Source organism: Curtobacterium sp. MCLR17_054, assembly GCF_003234335.2.
Classification (GTDB): Bacteria; Actinomycetota; Actinomycetes; order Actinomycetales; family Microbacteriaceae; genus Curtobacterium; species Curtobacterium flaccumfaciens.
The window spans coordinates 3,655,092-3,678,577 of the sequence record NZ_CP126263.1 but is presented as its reverse complement, the minus strand read 5'-3'; the positions used below and the strand labels follow the sequence as shown (position 1 = coordinate 3,678,577).

The window sequence follows — 23,486 nt, the reverse complement described above, 5'->3', positions numbered from 1 at the left end:
CGGCCGCGTACCGTGCACGGCATGACGAAGCCCGACCACGACCACCTCGACGACGGCGTCGACATGACGTTCGAGGAACGCCGACAGGACACGTTCCGCCGCATGTCCGGATCCGACGAGCACGACGCCGATCCGCGGGTCGAGGTCTCCCGTGCCGAGGACGGTGACGTCCGCATCGACGTCGCCGACACCGCGGCGGTCCGACCCGGCGAGTGACACCCGTTCCGGCCCTGGTCCGCCGGGGTCGGTGGGGCACGGCATGATCGTGTCGTGCACCTCGTCCTCCGCCGCGTCGACGGCGGCGTCCTCGCGACGCCCCTGACCGACGCGGGGACCGCCGGGGGCGAGCCGATCCGCCTGGACGAGCCGGGCCTCCCGGCCTTCGTCGCGGCCCACGACGCACCGGGCGTGCGCTGGGTGTGGGACGACACCGCGCGCTGGTACCCGGCCGTGCTCGCTGCAGGTGGGCGGGTCGGTCGCTGCGTCGACCTGCGCCTCGGTCGTCGTGTCCTGCGGGCCGCGCTCGCGGCACGGGGATCCGCGCTCGCCGCTGCGCCGGCAGATGCCCTGGACGCCCCGGTCGCGGAAGCCCGCATGGTCCGGCCGACGCAGGCCCAGCTCTTCGACGACGCCCTGTTCACCGCCTCCGCGCCCGACGACGAGGTCGACCCGGTGGCGGAGTTCCGCTCCCAGCTCGCCGCGGTGGCGGGGTCGAGCGCTCCCGGTGCCCTCCGCCTGCTGCTCACCGCGGAGTCGGCCGGTGCGCTCGTGGCGGCCGAGATGCTGCACGCGGGGCTGCCGTGGCGTGCCGACGTGCACGAGCGGCTGCTCGAGGACGCCCTCGGGCCGCGCGTGCCCTACGGGGTGCGGCCGCGACGTCTCGAGGAGATCGCCGCCGTCGTGCGCGAGCGCCTCGACGACCCCGGTCTCAACCCGGACTCGCCCGCCGACGTCCTGAAGTCGCTGCGCCGGGCAGGCCTGATGGTCACGAGCACGCGGAAGTGGGAGCTGCAGGAGATCGAGCACCCCGTCATCGAGCCGCTGCTCGAGTACAAGCGCCTGGCGCGACTGCTCACCGCCAACGGCTGGACCTGGCTCGACGACTGGATCCGCGACGGCCGGTTCCACCCGAAGTACGTCGTCGGCGGTGTCGTCACCGGTCGTTGGGCGGCCGACGGCGGGGGAGCGATGCAGTTGCCGAAGGGCATCCGCGGGGCCGTCATCGCCGACCCCGGGTGGAAGCTCGTCGTGGCGGACGCCGCGCAGCTGGAGCCACGTGTGCTCGCCGCGATGTCCGGCGACCGGGCGATGGCCGCGGCCGGCGACGGGCGCGACCTGTACGACGGCGTGGTGGCGTCGGGGGCGGTCGAGACCCGGCAGCAGGCCAAGGTGGCGATGCTCGGTGCGATGTACGGGGCGACCCAGGGCGAGGGCGGTCGGCTCGTGCCACGCCTGGTCCGGGCGTTCCCGCAGGCGCTCGACATGGTGGAACGGGCGGCCCGTGCGGGGGAGCGCGGCGAACCCGTGACGACGCTGCTCGGGCGGACGTCACCGGTGCCCGAGGACTCGTGGTTCGAGGCCCGGAACCAGGCCTACACGGTCGAGGGGACCCCGGCGATGCAGCGTGCGGTCGAGTCCCGCGCCCGGAGCTGGGGACGGTTCACCCGGAACTTCGTGGTGCAGGGGACCGCGGCCGAGTGGGCACTCGCGTGGATGGGTTCCCTGCGGTCGCGGCTGATCGCGCGCTTCCCCGGAGCCGTGACGGACGGGCCGCACCTGGTGTTCTTCGTGCACGACGAGATCGTGGTGCACGCTCCGGCGGAGCACGCCGAGTGGGTGGCGCAGCAGATCCGGGAGGCCGCGGTCGATGCCGGACGGCTGCTGTTCCAGGACTTTCCGGTGACGTTCCCGCTGTCGGTCGGGGTGGTGGGGGCGTACTCGGAGGCGAAGGACTGAGGCGGCCGGGGCTCACGTGCCGCCGAGTTGTGCCACTGAAACACGTATGTCAGTGTTCCAGCAGCAGCTGTTGTCCGGTGCTCTCCCTCCGAGTGCCCAGAAACGATCGGACGGATCGATGCGTGTCCTCTCCTGGCAACGGTTCGACATCGGGTTGCGGCTCATCCTCTGCAGCGGCCCTGTGCTGATCTGCGTGTTCTCCCTGGCCGAGTTCCCGGAAGTGAGCGGCTGGTGGATGCTGGGCATCGGGACCGCGTCGATCGTGCTGATGCTCAGCACCCCGGCGGTCGCCATCATCGCGACCCGTAACGCCCTCTGGCTCGTTGCGGCGCCGTTCTGGGGCGTCCGGGTCAAGATCGACGACGTCGCGTCGGTGGCGAGCGCGGACGTGCGACCGATGGAGGACTTCGGTGGGTGGGGCATCAAGGGCAGGAGCCGCCGCGGTGGTCTGCTCCTGGCAGCGGACGGCCAGCGCGCCGTGCGCATTGCTCGACTGAACGGACAGGTCTTCCTCGCCACCTCGGATGATGCCGACGGTGTGGCCAGCGCGATCGGTCGTGTGGTCGCTCGGCGCTCGTAGCCAGGCGGCCGGGACGGCTCCCGGCGGCTTCGGGCAGTGTGGACGGATGCACACCGAACGCGGGGACGCCGCCGACCGCACCGTCGGCGAAGTCGACCTGACCCGTTGGCGCTCCCGGGCGGGCCGCAGTGTCGCCGGTGCGTGGACCGCGCTCGGCAAGCGCTTCGGCGCCATGCCCGTCCTGCTGCTGACCCTCGCCATCGGCCTGGGCGTCGCCGTCCTCGCCACGTGGATCGCCTCCGAGGTCTACGACGCCGTGCGGGAAGCCGACGACGTCGCGGTGCTCGACCGACCCGTCCTCGACTGGGCGCTCACACTCCGATCACCCACGGCGGACACGCTCGTCACCTGGTGGACCGACATCGCCGGCACGATCGGGATGCCGATCGTCGCGCTCGGATTCCTGGTCGGCTTCACGATCCAGCGCCGTGCGTGGACGCCACTGGTACTCCTGGTCGCCGCGAGCGGTGGTTCGTTGCTCATGACGATCGCGGGCAAGGACCTGATCGGTCGCGCCCGTCCGCCGCTGTCCGACGCGGTGCCGCCGTACGAGACGTCGCCGTCGTTCCCGTCGGGCCACACGCTCAACTCCACGGTGATCGTGGGCACGATCGTGTACCTCCTGCTCCTGCGGCAGTCGCGCGTCGTCACCCGGGTGTGGACGATCGTCGTCGGCACCCTGTTCGTGCTGTCGGTGGGGGCGTCGCGGGTGTTCCTCGGGCACCACTGGGTGACCGACGTGCTGGCGGCGTGGGCGCTCGGACTCGCCTGGCTCGCCCTCGTGATCACGGCGCACCGGTTGTACCTGACGGCGCTCCACCACGGTGCCGAGCCCGCGCCGGACGTCGACCGCATCACTTCGTGAGCAGAAGACGTCGGGTCGCTCGCCCGCACCCGACATCTTCTGCTCACGAAGTCGCCGGGCCCCCCGAACGGCAGAGCGCCGTCAGCCGCGACCGGTAGGTTGCCGGGCATGGAAGAACGGGTCTTCGGCGGCAGGTACCGCGTCACGGGCACGCTCGGACACGGTGGCATGGCGTCCGTGTACCGGGCGGTCGACGAGCAACTCGGTCGCGAGGTCGCGGTCAAGGTGTTCCGCATCGGCCCCGTCGACCGCGGTGAGCGCGCCCGCGCCGAGGCGGAGATCCAGACGCTCGCGACGCTGCGCGCCCCCGAGCTCGTCACGCTCTACGACGCCGCTCTCGACGACGTCGACGGCGACTCGTACCTCGTCATGGAACTCGTGCCGGGCAGTGACCTGGCGACCCGTCTGCGCGAGGGCCCGCTCGACCCCGCGACCGCTGCCCGCCTGGGTGCCCAGGTCGCCGACGGCCTGGCCGCCGTGCACGCGCAGGGGATCGTCCACCGTGACGTGAAGCCCGCGAACGTCCTGCTCGAGAGCGACGGCCGGCACGTCAAGCTCGCCGACTTCGGGATCGCCCTGCTCCGTGACGCCTCACGCGTGACGGGGACGGGGACCGTGATGGGGACGGCGGCGTACCTGGCCCCGGAGCAGGTCCTGGCGAAGGAGATCACCGGCAAGGCCGACGTCTACTCGCTCGGGCTCGTGCTGCTCGAGTGCATGACCGGCCGCCAGCCGTTCCCGGGCAGCGCGGTCGAGTCGGCCACCGCCCGGCTCACCCGTTCGCCCGAGATCGACCGGCAGCTGCCCACGGCCTGGCGCACCCTGCTGCACGTGATGACCGCGCAGGACCCGGCGGAGCGACCGACGGCTGCCGAGGCGGCCGAGCGCCTGCGAGCGCTGGGCCGCGACGAGCCGACGAACGCCACGCAGCTGCTGCCCGGCACGCCCGGTGCGGTGACGTCCGCGGCCGCCGGTGCGGCTGGTGCCGCGGTCGGCGCCGGTGCCGCCGCAGCGGCGAACGCCGACGACCGGACGCAGGCGATGCCGGCGAGCGAACTGCCGAACGGCGGCGCGCGTCCGGGCGACGACGCCACCCGCGTCCTCGACACCCAGCGTCCGAACGCCGCCGACGACGTCTCGACGACCGTCCTCGGCGCCCAGGCGAACGGCCGCGGCGCATCGGGCCCGAGCGGTCCGACACCGCCACCGGTCATGCCCCGACCGGTCCGGGGAGACCGGCCGGACGACCAGCCGGAGAAGAAGAAGCGCGGACCGCTCATCGCCGCGATCATCGTGATCGTCCTGGTGCTGATCGGCATCGGGGTCGCGGTGTTCGCCCTCAACGGCGACGACGACGGCACCCCGGCCCCGACGGACACCACCTCGACCGCGCCGACCGAGCAGCAGCCGTCCGAGGACCCGGGCGAGGAACAGCAGCCGAGCGAACCCGCCGAGCAGCAGCCATCCCAGGAGCAGCAGCAGCCGTCGCAGCCCGCCGAGGAACCCAGCGAAGAGCCGAGCGAACCGACCGAGCCGGAGCAGCCCACCCAGGACCCGCCCGTCGGTCCGGAGCCGAGCACCCCGGCCTCGAACCCGGTGCAGGAGCCGCAGGACGGTACGGGCGCGGCCGACACCGGCGCGGCCGACACCGGCGCGGTCGACACCACGTCGGACACCGCCCCCGGCAAGTCCGGCAGCGCACCGGGACACAACAAGGACTGACGACCAGCACTGACGACGAGCACTGACGACGAGCACTGACACGCCGGGGTTTTCGTCCAGTCCCTGGAGCAAATAGGCTCGTTCCGTGCGAGAACTGCAACGGAGCGGTGGCCCGACGACGGCCGTGGCCGCTCGGAACGGCGTCGGCTTCGGTTCAGCAGAGGCCTGGCTCGTCGAACGACCAGCGGGAGCGTCCGTGGCCGAGGCGATCGTCCCCGGCTTCACCGGACGCACCATCGCCACCGGCGACGAGCTCTCCTGGGTCTGGTTCCCCGAGCGGACCCTGCCCGACGGGGCGTCGGAACCGACCGAAGCAGACCTGCCGCACTTCTGGGACGCCACGGCCTTCGCCGTCGACGTCGTCTTCACCGACGGCTCGCGGCTGCGTGACCACGCCGGGGTCCGCGACCAGTACGGCGACGCGGTCACCCCGGACGCGCAGGATGCGGCCCGCAAGCAGTGGGTGGACCAGTGGAACCGTCGCGCGGTCGACCTCACGCCGTTCGCGGGGCTGGTCGTCGACCGCCTGGAGGCCCGGCTCGGCTCCGACACGTCGGCTGCGGCCACCGACGGCGAACGTCCCGCACTGCGCGGCTGGCTCGACGCCGTCCGGATCGGTCCCGCGCGTCCGGCCCCGACGACCCCGCTCGGCCACGTCCGGACGACCCGTGGCACCCAGGCATCCTCCCGGTTCTCCCGCGGCAACAACGCCCCGCTCGTCGGCGTCCCGCACGGAGGCGTGTTCGGCCTGCCGATGACGGACGCCTCGAGCAACCGCTGGCCGTACGCGTACCAGGAGCACGACCGGCTCGACGACCAGGGGCGACTCCGTCCGGCGATCCAGGCCTTCGCGACGAGTCACATCCCGTCGCCGTGGATGGGCGACCGCGGGGTGTTCCAGGTGATGCCCTCGCCACTCGACACCCCCGATGTCGACCGGTCCGCCCGCGCGCTCGGGTTCGACCACGAGGACGAGCAGGACGGCCCGCACCGCTACCGGGTCGCCCTCGAGCACGGTGTGACGGCCGAGCTGACCGCGGGGGAGTTCGCCCTCGGGTTCCGGTTCACCGGCACCCGCAGCGTCGTGCTCGACCACCACGGCCGGGTGTCCGACGTCTCCGTGACGATCACCGACGGCACCGCCGTGGTCGAGGCCGTCCTCGACGACCGCCCCGGCACCCCGCCGCACCACGTGCACCTGCGGGTCGCGGGGATCACCGCCGACCACACGACGATCGGCGAGCACGAGCTGCGCGGCTGGCTGTCCGTGGGGCAGGCTGGGGCCACGGACGGCCCGGTCGACGTCCTGCTCGGCATCTCGACCGTCTCGATCGAGGACGCCCGCGCGAACCTCGACGCCGCCGGCTCGTTCGACGCCATGTGCTCCCGTGCCGAGGCGCTGTGGACCGAGAAGCTCGCGACGCTGTCCTTCGACGGCGCGACCCCCGACCAGCTGACGAGCCTGTACTCCGGCCTGTACCGGCTGTTCCTCTACCCGAACCGCGCCGGGGAGACCGCCCTGACCGGCACCCCGCGGCACCGCTCCCCGTACGGCGACGTGCTGGCGGACCCGATCCGCGACGAGCCCGGGCCGGAGATCGTCGAGGGTCCGTTCACCACCACGAACGGCTTCTGGGACACCTACCGCACGGCCTGGCCGCTCCTCGGACTCCTGACCCCCGAGACCGCTGGCGAGCTCGCGCAGGGCTTCGTCGAGCACCACCACGACGGCGGGTGGACGCCCCGCTGGAGTGCCCCCGGCGCCGAGGACTGCATGACCGGAACCACGAGCGACACCGTCTTCGCCGACCTCGCGGTGAAGGGCGTGCGCGGCTTCGACCTGGCCGAGGCGTACCGGAGCGCGGTGCGGAACGCGACCGTCCCGCCGCGTGACGAGCGCGTCGGACGCAAGGGGAGCCTCCCGGGCGCCTTCCGCGGCCACGTCGACACGGCGACCCACGAGGGGATGTCGTGGACCCTGGACGCGGCCATCAACGACTGGGGTCTGGCCGTCATGGCGGGCCTGCTCGCGTCACGGGCGCGGACGCCCGCCGACCTGTCCCGTTACGAGGCCGAGGCCGAGTGGTTCGCCTGCCGTTCCCTGCAGTACCGGCACGTCTTCGACTCCGAGCGCGGGTTCTTCATCGGCCGCGACCCGGACGGCTCGTGGCGGGTCGGCACCGAGTTCGACCCGCGCGACTGGGGCGACGACTACACGGAGACGAACGCGTGGGGCACCGCGTTCACGGCGCCGCACGACGGCGCCGGCGTCGTCGACCTGCACGGCGGGCCGGAGCGGTTCGATGCCGCTCTCGACGCGTTCTTCGCGACCCCCGAGACCGGCGCGTTGGCGCGCTCCGGCTCGTACGGCTTCCCGATCCACGAGATGACCGAGGCCCGCGACGTCCGGATGGGCATGCTTGGGCTGTCGAACCAGCCCGCGCACCACATCCCCTTCTTCCCGATGTTCACCGGGCGGCACGACGACGCGCACCGCATCGTCCGCGAGTCGCTCGAGCGCCTGTTCGTCGGGTCCGACCTCGGCCAGGGGTACCCCGGCGACGAGGACAACGGCGAGATGAGCGCCTGGTACGTCTTCGCGACCATCGGCCTGTACCCGCTCGCGCCGTCGACCGGTACCTACGTGCTCGTGCCGCCGTCGGTCCGCAGGACGGTGCTGCGACAGCCTGGAGGAACGGAGACGGTCATCGAGATCGCCGCCGGCTCCGCAGGCCGGTACGTCGCGTCGGTGACGGTCGACGGCTCGCCCTGGACCTCGGTCACCATCCCGCACAGCGTGGTCGTGGCCGCGTCGCGGATCGAGTTCACCCTGTCAGACGAACCGCAGGGCTGGGCGTCGGACACCCGCCCCGTCTCGGCCTCCGACGTGCACGGCTACCGGGACGCCCCGGTGGACGTCCTGCCCGTCGGTGCCTCGGCGCTCACCGACGACACCGGCCGCACCGTCACGGCGCTCGCCGCGGGGGAGTCCGTGTCCTTCGACGTGTCGTGCCCCGCCGCCTCGTTGTACACCGTGACGGTGGCATCGCCGGGGTCCTACTCGTGGCAGGTCGGCCTCGACGACGCCGTCACCGCGGTCGACGGTGCCGAGTTCTCGTGGGTCGGCCAGACCCGGGTGTTCCGCATCCTCGGCGGCGGTTCGTCGTTCACGTTCACCGCCGGCACCGACCTGACGCTGACGCAGCTCGAGCTCATCGCGGCCGACGGACAGCGTTGACCCGGCGTTCACCGAGCGGGAGCATGCTCGCCCCATGTCGATGAGCGCACCGTTCGATCCCGAACAGCAGGGCCGATCCATCCCCGTGGACGGCAGTGACGAGTCCGAACTCGAGATGGAGGAGGACCGCGGCGCCGACGTCGGGGACGACTCCGCCGACCCGAGCGTCTCGCCCGTCAGTCACCACGACGAGGACGAGGCCGGCGGCGGCCCGGTGTTCCGGCGTCCGCACGCCGGTGAGCGGCTGCACCCGGACGACCTCTGACCGTTCCGGGGGTCCTCCGGGGTTTCTTGGGCGATTGCCAAGCGGCTCGGGCATGCTCGTGCGCATGTCGATCGCGAACTCGTGGGACCCGTCCGGTGGCCGTGCAATCCCGGAGGACCAGGTCCGTCAGGACGGGCTCGAACTCGACGAGGACCCGGCGATGCTCGGGATCTCGTTCGACGTCGTGGGTGGTGCCTCCGCCGACCCCGCCGGGGTGTCCCCGGTCGACGTGAACGTGCCGACGCCGAGGTCTGCTGGTTCCGCCTCCGACGACTAGCGCGCCCCTGGTCGAATCGGGCGTACCTGGTCGAATCGGGCATACCTGGTCGAATCTTTTCACCAGGTACGCCCCAAAGCACCTTGCATCGCACGCGTTCTGGGAAAGAACGTCAGCGCGCGGAAGGGTCGGGGACCCGGTACTTGAACCCGACGTGCGAGCCGGTGAAGCCGAGACGCTCGTAGAACCGGTGCGCATCGGTCCGTGCAGCGTCCGAGGTGAGCTGCACGAGCGGGGTCCCGAGGGCCGGCGCCGCGACGTCGGTCACCCAGCGCATCAGCGCACTCCCGATGCCGCCGGAGCGCAGCGCACTGCTGACCCGCACCGCCTCGACGAGCAGCCGGGTGGCACCACGACGAGCCATCCCGGGGATCCGGGTGAGTTGCAGCGTCCCGACGAGCCGCCCGTCGGCGTCCTCGGCGACGAGCAGCGCGTTCGCCGGGTCGTCCACGATCGACCGGAGTGCCTGGGCGTACTGCGGACGGTCCTCCGGCGCGGCGACGTCACCCCGTGCGGCGCTGATCGGGTCGTCGGACAACAGCGCCATGAGCGCATCGAGGTCCTCGTCCACCGCGTTCCGCAGCGTCAGTTCGCCGGAGCGTGTGGTCAGGCGGACGGGCAGGGCGAGATCGTGGAGCACGACCCCACCCTGCCCGACCCGACCGGGCCGTTCCTGCTCAGGGAACGGTGTGTCCAGCCGCGGTGAAGATCCGGTACCACTCCTCGCGCGACAGCTCGACGTCCGAGCCGGCTGCCGAGTCCCGCACACGCTGCGGGTTCGTGGTGCCGAGGACGACCTGGAAGTGCGCGGGGTGGCGGGTGATCCACGCGACCGCGATGCCGGTCGGGGTGACACCGTGCGCCGCTGCGACCTCCTCGAGCACGTCGTTCAGCTCGGCGTACTGCTCACGGTCGCCCAGGAAGACGCCGTCGAAGAAGCCCTTCTGGAACGGCGACCACGCCTGGAGCGTGACGTCGTTGATGCGCGAGTAGTTGAGGATGTCGTTGTCGCGGTCGACCGACTGCTCGAGGCCGCCCATGTTCGCGGTCAGGCCCTGCGAGATGACGTTGGCGTGGGTGATGCTCAGCTGCACCTGGTTGAACGCGAGCGGCGGGCGGACGTGCTTCTTGAGCAGGTCGACCTGGCCGGGGGTGTGGTTCGAGACGCCGAAGTGGTGCACCTTGCCGGCGGCGTGCAGCTCGTCGAAGGCCTTCGCGACCTCTTCCGGCTCGACCAGGGCGTCGGGGCGGTGCAGCAGCAGGACGTCGACGTACTCGGTCTGCAGCGCCTCGAGCGACTCGTGCACGGACTCGAGGATGTGCTCGTACGAGAAGTCGAAGTACGCGCCCTTCGGCGTCGGCCGGATGCCGACCTTGGTCTGCAGCACGATCTCGGCGCGTTCCGCGGGCGTCAGCGTGACGGCGGCGCCGAACCGCTCCTCGCAGCCGTGCCATTCGCCGTAGACCACGGCATGGTCGAACATGTTCACGCCCGCATCGCGCGAGGCGCTGTAGAGCGAACGGATGTCCTCGTCGCTCATGTCGTTGATCCGCATCAGTCCGACGACGACGTCGGAGGCGGTGAGGTCTGTCTGTGGCAACTCCAGTGTCTTCACGCCGTCGATCCTGCCAGCCGGTCCCCGGTGCAGGCAGGCCCTGCCAGTACCTCAGGCGCGTTCGGGCAGCAGGACGGCGAGCACCTCGGAGCCGTCCGTCCACGTCCCGGTCAGCGTCTCGCCCTCGGGCAGGGTCGTACCGACGACCCGAGCGATGACGATCGTGCCGTGGTCGGTCGCGATCGACGTCAGGGCGTCCGCAGTGGTCGCTCGCACCGAGGCGACACTGGGGGAGTCGGGTGCGGAGCCGCTCCCGCTGGCCCAGGCGTCCTTCGGCCGCGGTCCGGCACCGTTGGCCATCTCGAGCGAGGCTTCGTGCCCGCCGGTCACGATCGCCCGGCGCAGCACGTCGGCATGGACCGGATCACCCACGGCGTCGTAGACCCACCGTCGCCCGAGCACGGAGTGGTCCATCTCGGTGACCAGGAACGCGTCGGCGCCGGGCAGTGGTGCGTCCCGGTAGGTCAGTGGCGCCTGCAGGACCCGGCCGTCGTCGGTGCGGACGAGGAGCACCTCGACGCCGACCTCGCCAGCGGGGTCGTCGAACCGGAACTGCCCGACGACCTGGAGCGGCGATCCCGCGACGACGCCGCTCCACGCCTGGTCGGGGAGCCAGGCGGCGAGCGCCTCGGCCTTGGAGGGGCGGAGCGTTGCCTGCTCGATGACTGCCATGAGCCGACCGTACTGCTGCGCAGCACCGTGCCGTCGGCGCACCTCGGGGTCAGTGGACGGAGAACCCGCCGTCCACCGCGATGGACTGCCCGGTGACGTAGGCCGACCCGGGTCCGGCGAGGAACACCGCCGCCGCGGCGAAGTCCGACGCCAGCCCGTTCCGGCCGACCAGCGTCCGCGCGGCGAGGGCCGCGACCGTCGCCGGGTCGGACCCGAGTCGCTCGTTGAGCGGGGTGCGCACGAAACCGGGGACGAGGACGTTGGAGGTGACCCCCTGCGCGGACCAGGCCTCTGCCTGGGACCGGGCCAGCGCCTCCAGGCCGGCCTTGGAGACCCCGTACGCGCCGCTGGCGGCGAAGGGGCGGTGGGCCTGCTGTGAACTGATCGACACGATCCTTCCGTACCCACGGACCGCCATCCCGGGTGCGAGCCGCTGCCCGAGCACGAACGGCGCGTCGAGGTTGACGGCCATCGTGGCGTCCCAGGTGGCCTCGTCGAGTTCGGGCATCGGCGGCCGCAGGTTGATCCCGGCGGAGTTCACCAGCACGTCGACGTCCCCGGCGGCGTCCGCGAGTGCGTGTGCGCCAGCGCGGGAGGAGAGGTCCGCGACGATGCCGTCAGCCGAGCGGCCCGCCTGGCGGATGCCGGCGACGGTTGCGTCGATGGTCGCGGGCGTCCGGGCGGCGACGAGGACGTGGGCACCCGCGTCGGCGAGTGCGGTGGCGATCGCTCGGCCGATGCCGGAGCTGCCTCCCGTCACGAGTGCGGTGCGGCCGTCGAGGCCGAAGAGCTGCTGCAGCGACATCCGGTCAGGGTACCGAGGCCCGTACGCTGGGCCGGTGCGTGACGACCTGCTGCCGATGCTCGCCTGCCCCGTGTGCGCCGAGCCCCTCGGCCGCGTCGACGGCGGCCAGGTCGGGTGCCCGAACGGTCACCGGTTCGACGAGGCGAAGCAGGGCCACCTGACGCTCCTGCCCGCGAAGCGGCGCGCACTCACCGCGGACACCCCGGAGATGGTGGACGCGCGGCTGCGGTTCCTGGGGCGCGGCCACTACGCGCCCGTCGAGCGGGCGCTCGCCGCGATCGTCGCGGACGCGCCCGCGCCCGGCATCGTGCTCGACGTCGGTTCGGGCCCAGGGACCTACCTGGCGCATGCGCTGCGCGCGGCGGACGGGAGGCTCGGGGTCGCGTTGGACTTGTCGGCCGTCGCGATCCGGCGTGCGGCACGCGCCCACGAGCGCGCGGGGGCCGTCGTCGGGGACGTGACCGAGCGCCTCCCGGTCGTCGACGGCGCTGCCGCCGTCCTGCTCGACGTCTTCGCACCCCGCAACCAGACCGAGTACGCCCGCGTCCTGCACGCCGACGGCGTGCTCGCGGTGGTGACCCCGCGGGCCGGCCACCTGGCGGAGCTCGCCGAGGCGACGATCAGCGTGGACCCGGAGAAGGAGCGCCGGCTGCACGACTCCCTGGCGCCGTCGTTCGCGCTGCGGTCCTCCGAGGACCTGACGTGGACCATGGAGTTGTCGGCGGAGGACGTCCACGACGTGGTGCACATGGGGCCGAGCCACCACCACGTCGCGGCGGACACGGTGTTCGAGCCGGCGACGGTGACGGCCGCGGTCACCGTGTCGACGTGGACGCCGACGCGCTGACCGCGACCCTCAGGACGGATCAGTCGCCAGCGGGGGCGACGTCGAGCTGCCAGACCACGCCGAACCGGTCGCGCAGCTGCCCGGCCAATGGTGCCCAGGCCGAGGGTTCCAGAGGCTGCCGGACCTCGGCGCCGTCGGACAGTACGGCCCAGTACCGCTCGATCTCGGCCGTGTCGTCGCCGTGCACGAACACGTAGAAGGCGTTCGATCCCTGGTCGTAGGGCTGCCCGGGCCAGACGTCGAAGGCCATGACGCGGAAGCCGGCGGCCGTGGCGACCTGACCGAAGACGATCCGGTCCGCCCAGGCCGGGTCGTCCAGGGCGCCCATCTGGCCGTAGGTGGCGGCGGTGACCTCGCCGCCGAAGACCGATGCGTAGAAGTCGAGCGCCGCGCGGGCGTCGCCGTCGAAGTTGAGGTGGGTTGTCGTCTCGATGCTCATGGGACGAGGATGACGGGCAATGCGGTCAGATCGTGTCCGCTTCTCGGACGAAGATGGACGCCATGGCCGGACCCTCCGCACGGATGCTCGCGCTGCTCTCCCTGCTCCAGGTGCACCGCGACTGGCCGGGGGACGAGCTCGCCGGGCGGCTCGACGTCAGTCCGCGCACCGTCCGCCGCGACGTTGATCGGCTCCGCGGGCTCGGGTACCGGGTCGAGGCGCTCCGTGGCCCGGCCGGCGGCTACCGGCTCGAGGCCGGCTCCGACCTGCCCCCGCTGCTCTTCGACGACGACCAGGCTGTGGCGATCGCCCTGGCGCTCGCCGTGGCACCGGCATCGGGGGCGGACGTCGCGGAGTCGGCGGCCCGCGCCCTGGCGACCGTCCGGCAGGTGATGCCCGCGCGGCTGCGGTCCCGGGTCGACGCGGTGCAGGCCGTGACCGCGACGAGCCGGACCACCACCGACCCGGAGGTCCTGGTGGCGGTGAGCGAGGCCGTCCACCTGCAGGAGGTCTTCCGCTTCGGGTACGGCGAGGACGAGACCCCGTACCGGGTGGAACCGCACGCCGTCGTCGCCCGGAACGGCCGCTGGTACCTGCTCGACTGGGATGCCGATCGCGACGACTGGCGCACGCACCGCATCGACCGGATCACGCCGCGGATGCGCACCCGCGTCCCCTTCACGCCACGTCCGATCCCGGGTGGCGATGCGGCCGCGTTCGTGTCCGCGCGGTTCAAGGGTTCGGCGGTCGACGACGTGTGGCCGTGCACCGGTTCGGTGACCACGACGGCGGACGATGCGCGGCGGATCGCACCGTACCTGCCCGAGGACGCCGTGGTCGAGCAGCTCGAGGACGACCGGGCGCGCGTCACCCTCGGATCGTGGTCGTGGGACGGGCTCGCGGGAGTGGTGTCAGGACTTGCGGTCGACTTCGTCGTCGCGAGTCCGGACGAGCTCGTCGAGGCCGTGGCAGGCCTCGCTGACCGGTTGCGCGCGGCCGGCACGCGTGGCCCAGCGTGATCAGTGGCGACCTCTCCAGATCGCGTGGTCCAGCCAACCGGCGCCGACACCCATCGACGAGAGATCGAGGTGCTCGTTGCTCGGGAAGGCCCCGAGGAGAGCGGCCACGCGCTCGGCCCAGTCGTGGTCGGACGGGATCGACCTGAGCAGGTAGGCCATAACCGCCAAGGTGTTGTAGACGCCGAACTGCTTCGGCGCATCGGTTCCCGAGAGATGTGCGAGGAGCGGTACCGCACCGGAACTCGGGCGTTTCGGGACCACGACCAACTTCCGGTTGAACAGACGCGCATGGTGTGCTGCGACGTTCCGGACGTAGTTGACCGAGGCGAGCCAGCTCAGCATCGTCTTCTTGGTCGGGACGCCGAACTCTCCGGCGATCCGGGTGGCGACGTCGTTCCGGAGACCGCCGTACAGCCGAGCGAGGTGTCCCAGCTCGAGGATTTCGGTGAGTGCCCAGATGGGCATCCGGTCGTCGTACTTGGCGCGGAAGTGGGCAACGAACGACTCATCCGAGGAATCCTGCCGTTCGCGGACGCGCTGCAGCCAAGCAGTGTGCGGGCTGGAGCCATCGGACGCATCGGCCCGGTGTGCGGTGAAGGCATCGGTGAAGAGTGATCCGTCTTCGTGAGCGAAGGGGGCGTGCTCTCCGAGGACGTGGCCGACCTGGGTCCGAACGGCCACCTCGATCCGCTCGACACCTTCGATCACCAGGAGCCGGAGACTCCGATCGAAGGCGATGAGTGCTTCTGCTGCGGCGAGTTCCGTCCCTGGTCGGTACCGGTCCTGGACCTCGATGTGCCGACGGCCGCCGTCGTCGATCTCGAACGAGGATTCACGGAAGGGGTAGAGGTACCCGGTGAGGCGGTAGTAGCCGACTTCGCGCAGCACCGAGCTCGCGACACCCCGATCACCGATGCAGACTCCCTTGGAAGCCAGCTTCTCGATCTGCTCACCGATCGAGAGCCACGGCTTCACGTACTCCATGCGCCCCCCGAGACAAGAAAATCGGCCCGAGCCGTGAGGCGAGCGGGCCGATCGTGATACCGAAACCCTACCAGGATCCGCGTCACGGGATCGAGCGCTCTCCACAGGCGTTAGGAGCGTGCATGCGTCCGCCAGGGCGGCGTCAGGGATCCGTTAGGAGCGGCCTGGAGGCGCGGCGCAGGATCCAGCATCGGTTCGGCACCACTCGTGGTGCCGGTCCGCGTCACCCGGCGCGGACACCGCAGATCTTCTGGAGTCCCTCGTGTTCGACGTGTTCGTCGTCGCCGGTGTCCTCGCCGTGTTCGGCGTGGTGGCACTGATCGCCAAGGGGGTGGAACGGCTGTGATCGGCATCACCATCGCGGCCGCCGTCCTCGGCATCGCCGCAGTCGTGTACCTCGTCTGGGCGCTCGTGCGTCCGGAGCGCTTCTAGTGGGCGCCGCGGACGTCTGGGCGGGCATCGCCCAGGTCGCCACCCTCGTCCTGCTGCTCGTCGTCGCGTACCGCCCGCTCGGCGACTGGATGGCGAAGGTCTTCACGCCCGTCCGCCACAACCGGGTCGAGCGCGGGGTCTACCGGCTGATCGGGGTCGACCCGGACGCCGAGCAGTCGTGGCCCGTGTACCTGCGCGGCGTGCTGCTCTTCAGCGTCGCCGGGCTCCTGCTCGTCTACCTGCTGCAGCGCATCCAGGTCGTCCTGCCCGGCGACCTCGGGCTGCCCGGCGTCGGACCCTCGCTCGCGTTCAACACCGCGGCGTCGTTCGTGTCGAACACGAACTGGCAGTCGTACTCGCCCGAGGTCACCCTCGGCTACACGGTGCAGATGGCCGGCCTGGCGGTGCAGAACTTCCTGTCCGCAGCCGTCGGCCTGGCGGTCGCCGTGGCCCTGGTGCGCGGGTTCGCCCGTCGCAAGTCGGGCACGCTCGGCAACGTGTGGGTGGACATCGTCCGCGGGCTCGGCCGACTGCTGCTGCCCGGGGCGTTCGTCTTCGCGATCGTCCTCGTCGCCGGCGGGGTCGTCCAGTCGTGGGGGAGCGGCACCGACGTCACCACGCTCATCGGTGGCACGCAGCACATCCCGGACGGGTTCGTCGCGTCGCAGGAGGCGATCAAGGAGCTCGGCACGAACGGTGGCGGCTACTTCAACGCGAACTCGGCGCACCCGTTCGAGAACCCGCAGGCGTGGACGAACCTCGTCGAGATCTTCCTGATGCTCGTCATCCCGTTCTCGCTCCCACGCACGTTCGGGCGCCTGGTCGGCGACGACCGCCAGGGGTACGCGATCCTCGCCGTGATGGGCGCGATCTTCCTCGTCTCGCTGTCGGTCATGTCGATCGCCGAGCTCGGCGGCGGCGGTGTCGCCACACACGCTGCCGGGGCCGCGATGGAGGGCAAGGAGAGCCGCTTCGGCATCCTCGGTTCGACGCTCTTCTCGACCGCGACCACCTCGACGTCCACCGGTGCGGTCAACGCGATGCACGACAGCTACACCCCGATCGGCGGGATGATGGCGCTCGTCAACATGATGCTCGGCGAGGTCACCCCCGGCGGCGTCGGATCCGGCCTGTACGGCATGCTCGTGCTCGCCGTGATCACGGTGTTCATCGGCGGCCTGCTCGTCGGTCGCACCCCGGAGTACCTCGGCAAGAAGATCCGCGCCAAGGAGATGACCTTCGCGGCGCTGTACATCCTCGTCACGCCGACGCTCGTGCTCCTGGCCACCGGGCTCTCGCTCGTGATCCCCGGGGTCCGCGAACAGGTGCTCGGGACGTCGATCTTCAACCCCGGCAACCACGGGCTGACCGAGCTGCTCTACGCCTTCACCTCGGGTGCGAACAACAACGGCTCGGCCTTCGGCGGGCTCACCGCGAACACCACCTGGATGAACTCCTCGCTCGGCGTCGTGATGCTGCTCGGCCGCTTCGTGCCGATGGTGTTCGTCCTGGCGCTCGCCGGGTCCCTCGCCGCGCAGGACCGGGTGCCGGAGACCGCCGGCACGCTGCCCACCCACCGCCCGCTGTTCATCGGGCTGCTCGGCGGCGTCGCCGTCATCGTCACCGCACTCACCTACTTCCCGGTGCTCGCACTGGGTCCGCTCGCAGAAGGACTGTCATGACCACCCCCGTGACCACGGAGTCGGAACCGCGCCCCGCCGTGGAACCGGCCACCCGCTCGTCCGCATTCGGCCCCCGCCAACTGGTGGCGGGCCTCCCGGGCGCCCTGCGGAAACTCGATCCGCGACTCATGTGGCGGAACCCCGTCATGTTCATCGTCGAGGTCGGCGCAGCGCTGACGACGGCGGCTGCCGTCGTCGAGCCGTCCGCGTTCACCATCGCCATCGCCGTGTGGCTCTGGCTCACCGCCGTCTTCGCCAACCTGGCGGAGTCGGTGGCCGAGGGTCGCGGCAAGGCGCAGGCCGACACCCTGCGGAAGACCCGCTCGACCACGAGCGCCCGCCGGGTGCTCGGGTACGCGACGACCGACGCGGCCGCGACCGGCAACGAGACCGAGGAGGTCGCGTCCGTCGACCTGGCCAAGGGCGACGTGGTCGTGGTCGTTGCCGGCGAGGTCATCCCCGGCGACGGTGACGTCATCGACGGCATCGCGTCGGTCGACGAGTCGGCCGTCACGGGTGAGTCCGCACCGGTCATCCGCGAGTCCGGCGGTGACCGCAGCGCCGTCACCGGCGGCACCCGGGTGCTGTCGGACCGGATCGTGGTGCGCATCACCTCGACGCCGGGCGAGACCTTCATCGACCGGATGATCCGCCTGGTCGAGGGTGCGGCACGGCAGAAGACGCCGAACGAGATCGCGCTGAACATCCTGCTCGCCTCGTTGTCGATCGTCTTCGTGATCGTCTGCCTGACGATGCAGCCCATCGCGGGACTCGTCGGCGCGACGGTCAGCGTGCCGGTGCTCATCGCCCTGCTCGTCTGCCTCATCCCGACCACCATCGGGGCCCTGCTCTCCGCGATCGGCATCGCCGGCATGGACCGGCTCGTGCAGCACAACGTGCTGGCGATGTCGGGCCGCGCGGTCGAGGCCGCCGGTGACATCACGACGCTGCTGCTCGACAAGACCGGGACGATCACCTACGGCAACCGTCGGGCATCCCGTGTGGTGCCGGTGCCGGGCGTGAGCGAGGCTTCGCTGATGGAAGCGGCAGCCCTGTCGAGCGCTGCGGACTCGACCCCTGAGGGACGTTCGATCGTCGACCTGGCGCGCGAAGACGGCGCCGCCGTCGGCCTGCCGGACGGCGCTGTCGAGGTGCCGTTCACGGCGCAGACGCGCATGTCCGGTCTCGACCTGCCCGACGGGTCGCAGATCCGGAAGGGCGCTGCTGCGGCAGTGCTCGCCTGGGCGGACACCACCGAAGCCGGTGTGGTGTCGGCCATCGACGCGACCGTCGCGGAGATCTCCGACCAGGGCGGCACCCCGCTCGTCGTCGGGCGTCGCTCCTCGACCGGTGCGGTCACGCTGCTCGGTGTCGTGCACCTGAAGGACGTCGTCAAGGACGGCATGGCGTCGCGGTTCGCCGAGCTCCGGTCGATGGGCATCCGCACGGTGATGATCACCGGCGACAACCCCCGTACCGCGGCCGCCATCGCCCACGAGGCCGGCGTCGACGACTTCCTCGCCGAGGCCACCCCGGAGGACAAGCTCGCCTACATCAAGCGCGAGCAGGAGGGCGGCAACCTCGTCGCCATGACCGGTGACGGCACCAACGACGCCCCGGCCCTGGCCCAGGCGGACGTCGGCGTCGCGATGAACACCGGCACGACGGCGGCGAAGGAGGCGGGCAACATGGTCGACCTCGACTCCGACCCGACCAAGCTCATCGACGTCGTCCGCATCGGTAAGCAGCTGCTCATCACCCGCGGTGCCCTGACCACCTTCTCCATCGCCAACGACGTCGCGAAGTACTTCGCGATCATCCCGGCGATGTTCCAGGCGGCGTTCCCCGGGCTCGCGGCGCTCAACATCATGGGGCTGCACAGCCCGTCGTCGGCGATCCTGTCGGCTGTCATCTTCAACGCGCTCGTCATCGTGGCGCTCATCCCGCTGTCCCTGCGTGGCGTCAAGTACCGCGCGGCCGCAGCGTCGTCGATCCTCGGCCGCAACCTGCTCGTCTACGGGCTGGGCGGCGTGGTCGTCCCCTTCATCGGCATCAAACTGATCGACCTCGTGGTCGGTCTCATCCCGGGGTTCTAGTCATGGCATCTGCACGTTCCACCTTCCGTTCCGCCGGTGTGGCCATCCGCCTCACCCTCGTCGCCACCGTCGTCCTGGGCGTCGGCTACCCGCTCGCCGTCTGGGGAGTCGGCCAGGCGGCGTTCCACGACCAGGCCAACGGTTCGATGGTCACGGACTCGTCCGGCAAGGTCGTCGGTTCCTCGTTGATCGGGCAGTCGTTCACCGGCAAGCAGGCCGACCGTTGGTTCCAGTCGCGGCCGTCCGCCGCCGGGGACGGCTACGACGCGGGGGCGTCCTCCGGCTCGAACCTCGGGCCGAACAACGCCGACCTGCTCAAGGCCGTCGAGGAGCGTCGTGCGGCGCTGGCGAAGGCCGACGGGGTCTCCGCCGCGCAGGTGCCGGCGGACGCGGTCACGGCGTCGGGTTCGGGGCTCGACCCGGACATCAGCCCGGAGTACGCGTCGCAGCAGGTCACGCGGGTGGCCTCGGCGCGAGGCCTGTCGGTTGCTGACGTGCGGGCGCTCGTGGCCGAGCACACCGAGTCGCGGCAGCTCGGGTTCCTCGGTGAGCCCGTCGTGAACGTGTTGTCGCTGAACCTGGCGCTGGCGAAGGCGTCCTGAGCGTGGGTGTCCCCTCCGCAAAACACCGGTGCTCGCGCGTCGAACACCCGCAATCCGCGGTGCGACAGGTGAACACCGGTGTTTTGCGGAGACCGACCCCCGGACGCGAGAGGATGAGCACGTGAAGCGCGGGAAGCTGCGGGTCCTGCTCGGTGCGGCGCCCGGTGTCGGCAAGACCTACACGATGCTCGAAGAGGGGCGTCGGCTGCTCGACGAGGGTCGCGACGTGGTCGTCGCCGTCGTCGAGACGCACGAGCGCGCCGCCACCGCAGCACTGGTGAACGGGCTCGAGGTCGTGCCCCGCCGCACCGTCTCGCACCGCGGTGTCGACCTGGACGACCTCGACCTCGACGCCGTCATCGCCCGGGCACCCGAGGTCGCGCTGGTCGACGAACTCGCGCACACGAACGCCCCGGGGAGCGCGAACGAGAAGCGCTGGCAGGACGTGGAGGCACTGCGGGACGCCGGCATCGACGTCATCTCGACCGTCAACGTGCAGCACATGCAGTCCCTCGGCGACGTGGTCCGCGAGATCACCGGCACCGTGCAGCGCGAGACCGTCCCCGACGCCGTGGTGCGCGCGGCCGATCAGATCGAGGTCGTCGACCTGGCCCCGGCAGCGCTGCGCGAACGGCTCTCCGACGGGCTCGTGTACCCGGCGGCCCGGATCGACGCCGCGCTGTCGAACTACTTCCGCCTCGGCAACCTCACCGCACTGCGCGAGATCGCCCTGCTCTGGCTCGCCGACGAGGTCGACGACGCGCTCAAGGCCTACCGCGCCGAGCACGGCATCGAGCACCGGTGGGAGACCCGGGAGCGCGTGCTCGTCGCCCTGACCGGCGGCCCCGAGGGCGAGACCCTGTTGCGCCGCGGCGCCCGCATCGCCGCCCGCAGTGCCGGCGGTGAACTCGCCGCCGTGCACGTGACGACGAACGACGGCCTGCGCGTCCGGCACCCCGGCGCGCTCGGCAAGCAGCGGACCCTGCTCGAGCAGCTCGGTGGGACGTACCACCAGGTCGTCGGCGACGACGTGCCGAGCACGCTGGTGCGGTTCGCGCGGTCGATCGACGCCACCCAGATCGTGATCGGGGTCAGCCGCCGCAGTCGGCTCGCGGCCGCCATGACCGGCCCGGGGATCGGCAACACCGTGATCCGCGAGTCCGGCGACATCGACGTGCACGTCGTCACGCACGAGCGAGCCGGCGGCGGGATCACCCTGCCGAAGCTCGGCGGCAGCCTGTCGCGCGGCCGGGTGGTCGCCGCGTTCGTCCTGTCGGTCCTGGTCGGGCCGCTGCTCACGTGGGTGCTGTCGATCGGCAGTGATCCGGACGCCATCACGGTGGACGTACTGGCGTACCAGCTGCTCGTCCTCGTCGTGGCGCTCGTGGGTGGGATGTGGCCGGCGGTGTTCACGGCCGTGCTGTCCGGGCTGAGCCTCGACTACTTCTTCGTGCAACCCCTCTACATGGTCACCGTCCAGCAGCCGTGGCACCTGTTCGCCCTGGTCATGTACGTGATCAGTGCGGTGCTGGTCAGCTTCGTGGTCGACCGGTCCGCTCGCCGTTCACGTGCCGCCCGTCGAGCCTCGGCCGAGTCCGGGCTCCTGATGGGCATCGCCGGCAGCGTGCTCCGCGGCGACGACGCCCTGCAGGCACTGCTCGACCGCACACGAGAGGCGTTCGGCTTCGCCGGCGTCCGGATCCGCCAGGGCGACGAGGTGCCGGCGACCTCCGGCGAGTTCGGTGCGACGCCGGACGCGTCGACGACGCTGGCGTCCGGCGCCGTGCTCGAGTTCGCCGGTGCGCCCGACGACCCGACCCAGCGCCGGCTGCTGCGGGTCGTCGAGCAGCAGCTCGACGCCGCCGTCGAGCACCGGGAGCTGACACGCACCGCCGTCGGCGCCGAGCGCATCGCCGCCGCCGACCGGGTCCGGAGCGCGCTGCTCGCGGCCGTCGGGCACGACGTTCGCCGACCCATCGCCGCGGCCTCCGCCGCCGTGCAGACGCTGCGTGCGCCCGACATCGACCTGTCACGGGCCGACCGGGAGGCGCTGCTCGCGACCGCCGACGAGAGCCTCGGTCAGCTGGCGGTGCTGTTGGCAGACCTGTTGGACGTCAGCCGCGTGCAGGCCGGAGTCCTCGCGGTCACCCCGGCGGCGATCGCGCTCGAGACGGTGGTCGCCCCCGCACTCGACGAGCTGGAGCTCGGCCCCGACGACGTCGACCTCGACCTGCCCGCGGACCTGCCGCCGGTGCTCGCCGACCCGGTCCTGCTGCAGCGCGTCGTCGTGAACCTGCTCGCCAACGCCGCCCGGTACGCACCGGACGGCACCCACGTCCGGGTCGCCGCCAGCGCCTTCGCCGGCGGGGTCGAACTCCGCGTCGCCGACCACGGCCCCGGGATCCCCGAGGACCGCCGCGACGAGGTGTTCCAGCCGTTCCAGCGGCTCGGTGACACCGACAACGAGACCGGCCTCGGGCTCGGGCTGGCCCTGGCGCGCGGGTTCACCGAGGGCATGGGCGGCACGATCGAGGTCGACGACACCCCGGGCGGTGGGCTCACCGTCGTGGTGCGGCTGCCGATCGCCGGGCACGTGGGAGTGGAGATCCGATGAAGGTCCTGATCGCTGACGACGACGCGCAGCTCGTCCGCGCGCTCTCGGTGACGCTCTCGGCGCGTGGGTACGACGTCGTCACGGCTCGGGACGGGCGCGAGGCGATCGACGCCGTCATCACCGAGCGCCCCGACCTGGTGCTGCTCGACCTCGGCATGCCCCGGCTCGACGGCATCGGCGTGCTCGAGGGCGTCCGGGCCTGGTCGCAGGTGCCGGTCCTCGTGCTCTCCGGGCGCACCGACTCGTCCGACAAGGTCGACGCGCTCGACGCCGGTGCCGACGACTACGTGACGAAGCCGTTCCAGATGGACGAGCTCCTCGCCCGGCTGCGGGCTCTCGGACGGCGGCGGGTGGTGGCGTCGGAGGAGACCCCGACGATCGCGATCGGACCGCTGCTCGTGGACCTCGTCGCGAAGCAGGTCACCCCGGCCGAGGGTCCGGCGATCCGCCTGACGCCCACCGAGTGGCGCCTGCTCGAGGTCCTGGTCACGAACCCCGACCGTCTGATGACCCGCGAGATGCTGTTGACCGAGGTCTGGGGGCCGACGCACGGCAACGACTCCGGGTACCTGCGCCTGTACATGGCGCAGCTGCGGCGGAAGCTCGAGCCCGACCCCGCGCACCCGCGCTACCTGGTGACGGAGTCCGGCATGGGGTACCGCTTCGCCCCCGGAGCGTAGGGGACCGCCGCTGTCGGGGAACTGGCGGGAAGCTGTCGTGTCGGTGGCGGGTCCCTGTCGTGGTGTGCCGTTCCGCGGTTCCCTACTGTTCAGGA

Annotated in this window: 22 protein-coding genes; 16 read left to right on the top strand and 6 right to left on the bottom strand. The window is 71.7% G+C overall.

What is annotated here, in order from left to right; all coding sequences use genetic code 11:
- Nucleotides 1-21: 21 nt before the first annotated feature.
- The 8 genes from DEJ08_RS17495 (at nt 22) to DEJ08_RS17460 (ending at nt 8,903) form a co-directional block, all read left to right on the top strand.
- A complete protein-coding gene (locus DEJ08_RS17495; protein ID WP_017887924.1) occupies nt 22-216 on the top strand; it encodes a hypothetical protein in 195 nt (64 codons plus the stop codon).
- 54 nt (nt 217-270) lie between these two features.
- Nucleotides 271-1,956, top strand: coding sequence for a bifunctional 3'-5' exonuclease/DNA polymerase (locus tag DEJ08_RS17490; protein WP_111053678.1), 1,686 nt, complete (start codon nt 271-273; stop codon nt 1,954-1,956).
- Nucleotides 1,957-2,074: 118 nt separating this feature from the next.
- Complete coding sequence (locus tag DEJ08_RS17485; protein WP_111053679.1) at nt 2,075-2,536, top strand: hypothetical protein; 462 nt, start codon at nt 2,075-2,077, stop codon at nt 2,534-2,536.
- A 46-nt stretch (nt 2,537-2,582) separates the two neighbouring features.
- Complete coding sequence (locus DEJ08_RS17480; RefSeq protein WP_111053680.1) at nt 2,583-3,401, top strand: phosphatase PAP2 family protein; 819 nt, start codon at nt 2,583-2,585, stop codon at nt 3,399-3,401.
- 108 nt (nt 3,402-3,509) lie between these two features.
- Complete coding sequence (locus DEJ08_RS17475) at nt 3,510-5,123, top strand: serine/threonine-protein kinase (protein WP_111053681.1); 1,614 nt, start codon at nt 3,510-3,512, stop codon at nt 5,121-5,123.
- A gap of 85 nt (nt 5,124-5,208) precedes the next feature.
- Nucleotides 5,209-8,361 (top strand): GH92 family glycosyl hydrolase, encoded by a 3,153-nt coding sequence (locus DEJ08_RS17470; RefSeq protein WP_258366975.1) that lies wholly within the window; start codon nt 5,209-5,211, stop codon nt 8,359-8,361.
- A gap of 34 nt (nt 8,362-8,395) precedes the next feature.
- Nucleotides 8,396-8,626: a hypothetical protein gene (locus DEJ08_RS17465; RefSeq protein ID WP_017887929.1), complete on the top strand. Its 231-nt coding sequence runs from the start codon at nt 8,396-8,398 to the stop codon at nt 8,624-8,626.
- Between the two features lie 64 nt (nt 8,627-8,690).
- Nucleotides 8,691-8,903, top strand: a complete 213-nt coding sequence (locus tag DEJ08_RS17460; protein ID WP_139179591.1) for a hypothetical protein — start codon at nt 8,691-8,693, stop codon at nt 8,901-8,903.
- Between the two features lie 112 nt (nt 8,904-9,015).
- Here DEJ08_RS17460 and DEJ08_RS17455 read toward each other — a convergent pair whose 3' ends face one another.
- Genes DEJ08_RS17455 through DEJ08_RS17440 form a run of 4 tightly spaced genes read right to left on the bottom strand, consistent with a single transcriptional unit; the run spans nt 9,016 to nt 11,996 of the window.
- Complete coding sequence (locus DEJ08_RS17455; RefSeq protein WP_111053683.1) at nt 9,016-9,543, bottom strand: GNAT family N-acetyltransferase; 528 nt, start codon at nt 9,541-9,543, stop codon at nt 9,016-9,018.
- 37 nt (nt 9,544-9,580) lie between these two features.
- Nucleotides 9,581-10,519: an aldo/keto reductase gene (locus DEJ08_RS17450; RefSeq protein ID WP_111053684.1), complete on the bottom strand. Its 939-nt coding sequence runs from the start codon at nt 10,517-10,519 to the stop codon at nt 9,581-9,583.
- Between the two features lie 51 nt (nt 10,520-10,570).
- Nucleotides 10,571-11,191, bottom strand: coding sequence for a CG0192-related protein (locus DEJ08_RS17445; RefSeq protein WP_111053764.1), 621 nt, complete (start codon nt 11,189-11,191; stop codon nt 10,571-10,573).
- A 49-nt stretch (nt 11,192-11,240) separates the two neighbouring features.
- A complete protein-coding gene (locus DEJ08_RS17440) occupies nt 11,241-11,996 on the bottom strand; it encodes an SDR family NAD(P)-dependent oxidoreductase (protein ID WP_111053685.1) in 756 nt (251 codons plus the stop codon).
- 34 nt (nt 11,997-12,030) lie between these two features.
- Here DEJ08_RS17440 and DEJ08_RS17435 point away from each other — a divergent pair, with 34 nt between their 5' ends.
- Complete coding sequence (locus DEJ08_RS17435; protein ID WP_111053686.1) at nt 12,031-12,843, top strand: putative RNA methyltransferase; 813 nt, start codon at nt 12,031-12,033, stop codon at nt 12,841-12,843.
- 19 nt (nt 12,844-12,862) lie between these two features.
- Here the strand turns inward: DEJ08_RS17435 and DEJ08_RS17430 are convergent, their stop codons facing one another.
- Nucleotides 12,863-13,282 (bottom strand): VOC family protein, encoded by a 420-nt coding sequence (locus DEJ08_RS17430; RefSeq protein ID WP_111023347.1) that lies wholly within the window; start codon nt 13,280-13,282, stop codon nt 12,863-12,865.
- 62 nt (nt 13,283-13,344) lie between these two features.
- Here DEJ08_RS17430 and DEJ08_RS17425 point away from each other — a divergent pair, with 62 nt between their 5' ends.
- Complete coding sequence (locus DEJ08_RS17425; protein ID WP_111053687.1) at nt 13,345-14,301, top strand: helix-turn-helix transcriptional regulator; 957 nt, start codon at nt 13,345-13,347, stop codon at nt 14,299-14,301.
- On the opposite strand, the gene DEJ08_RS17420 is transcribed toward DEJ08_RS17425, so the two are convergent.
- Nucleotides 14,302-15,390, bottom strand: a complete 1,089-nt coding sequence (locus DEJ08_RS17420) for an Abi family protein (protein ID WP_284180487.1) — start codon at nt 15,388-15,390, stop codon at nt 14,302-14,304. It lies immediately after the preceding gene.
- Nucleotides 15,391-15,627: 237 nt separating this feature from the next.
- Between DEJ08_RS17420 and DEJ08_RS17415 the strand changes: the two genes are divergently transcribed.
- From DEJ08_RS17415 to DEJ08_RS17390, 6 genes are all read left to right on the top strand, one after another.
- On the top strand, nt 15,628-15,717 hold the full coding sequence (locus tag DEJ08_RS17415; protein WP_017887940.1) for a potassium-transporting ATPase subunit F: 90 nt from the start codon (nt 15,628-15,630) through the stop codon (nt 15,715-15,717).
- Complete coding sequence (gene kdpA, locus DEJ08_RS17410) at nt 15,717-17,399, top strand: potassium-transporting ATPase subunit KdpA (protein WP_111045866.1); 1,683 nt, start codon at nt 15,717-15,719, stop codon at nt 17,397-17,399. Before DEJ08_RS17415 ends, kdpA begins: the two co-directional genes overlap by 1 nt.
- Nucleotides 17,396-19,495 (top strand): potassium-transporting ATPase subunit KdpB, encoded by a 2,100-nt coding sequence (kdpB, locus tag DEJ08_RS17405; protein ID WP_111053689.1) that lies wholly within the window; start codon nt 17,396-17,398, stop codon nt 19,493-19,495. The genes kdpA and kdpB overlap by 4 nt, the downstream gene beginning before the upstream one ends.
- Before the next feature lie 2 nt (nt 19,496-19,497).
- Nucleotides 19,498-20,097, top strand: coding sequence for a K(+)-transporting ATPase subunit C (kdpC, locus tag DEJ08_RS17400; protein ID WP_111053690.1), 600 nt, complete (start codon nt 19,498-19,500; stop codon nt 20,095-20,097).
- Nucleotides 20,098-20,218: 121 nt separating this feature from the next.
- Nucleotides 20,219-22,711, top strand: coding sequence for an ATP-binding protein (locus DEJ08_RS17395; RefSeq protein ID WP_111053691.1), 2,493 nt, complete (start codon nt 20,219-20,221; stop codon nt 22,709-22,711).
- Complete coding sequence (locus DEJ08_RS17390; protein ID WP_027466795.1) at nt 22,708-23,391, top strand: response regulator; 684 nt, start codon at nt 22,708-22,710, stop codon at nt 23,389-23,391. The genes DEJ08_RS17395 and DEJ08_RS17390 overlap by 4 nt, the downstream gene beginning before the upstream one ends.
- Nucleotides 23,392-23,486 lie beyond the last annotated feature (95 nt).

Coding starts and splice junctions, on each gene's coding strand:
- DEJ08_RS17495 (WP_017887924.1), top strand. CDS start 22: ATGACGAAGCCCGACCACGACCACCTCGACGACGGCGTCGACATGACG.
- DEJ08_RS17485 (WP_111053679.1), top strand. CDS start 2,075: ATGCGTGTCCTCTCCTGGCAACGGTTCGACATCGGGTTGCGGCTCATC.
- DEJ08_RS17480 (WP_111053680.1), top strand. CDS start 2,583: ATGCACACCGAACGCGGGGACGCCGCCGACCGCACCGTCGGCGAAGTC.
- DEJ08_RS17475 (WP_111053681.1), top strand. CDS start 3,510: ATGGAAGAACGGGTCTTCGGCGGCAGGTACCGCGTCACGGGCACGCTC.
- DEJ08_RS17465 (WP_017887929.1), top strand. CDS start 8,396: ATGTCGATGAGCGCACCGTTCGATCCCGAACAGCAGGGCCGATCCATC.
- DEJ08_RS17460 (WP_139179591.1), top strand. CDS start 8,691: ATGTCGATCGCGAACTCGTGGGACCCGTCCGGTGGCCGTGCAATCCCG.
- DEJ08_RS17445 (WP_111053764.1), bottom strand. CDS start 11,191: ATGGCAGTCATCGAGCAGGCAACGCTCCGCCCCTCCAAGGCCGAGGCG.
- DEJ08_RS17440 (WP_111053685.1), bottom strand. CDS start 11,996: ATGTCGCTGCAGCAGCTCTTCGGCCTCGACGGCCGCACCGCACTCGTG.
- DEJ08_RS17430 (WP_111023347.1), bottom strand. CDS start 13,282: ATGAGCATCGAGACGACAACCCACCTCAACTTCGACGGCGACGCCCGC.
- DEJ08_RS17425 (WP_111053687.1), top strand. CDS start 13,345: ATGGCCGGACCCTCCGCACGGATGCTCGCGCTGCTCTCCCTGCTCCAG.
- kdpB (WP_111053689.1), top strand. CDS start 17,396: ATGACCACCCCCGTGACCACGGAGTCGGAACCGCGCCCCGCCGTGGAA.
- kdpC (WP_111053690.1), top strand. CDS start 19,498: ATGGCATCTGCACGTTCCACCTTCCGTTCCGCCGGTGTGGCCATCCGC.
- DEJ08_RS17390 (WP_027466795.1), top strand. CDS start 22,708: ATGAAGGTCCTGATCGCTGACGACGACGCGCAGCTCGTCCGCGCGCTC.